This window comes from Lysobacter sp. Root690, assembly GCF_001427785.1.
In the GTDB taxonomy this organism is placed as follows: domain Bacteria; phylum Pseudomonadota; class Gammaproteobacteria; order Xanthomonadales; family Xanthomonadaceae; genus Lysobacter.
Window position 1 is genome coordinate 116,314 of the sequence record NZ_LMHM01000002.1, and the last position, 213, is coordinate 116,526.

A 213-nucleotide genomic window follows, 5' to 3' on the forward strand; every position below is an offset into this window, starting at 1 on the left:
GCGGAGTGCTGTTCCTGTCGTGGAACGGGCATTTGTCGCTGCCTTACGAGGGTTGAGCGCGGAGCGTCATCGCGGTTGCGACGCAGTTGAGAGTTCGCGGTCGCAGCTCGCGCAGCTCCTACACGAAGCGACTGTAGGAGCTGCGCGAGCTGCGACCGCGAAAATAAATCCACGGCGCAGCGTTCGGTGAACGCGTAATGCGCCGGCGTATCA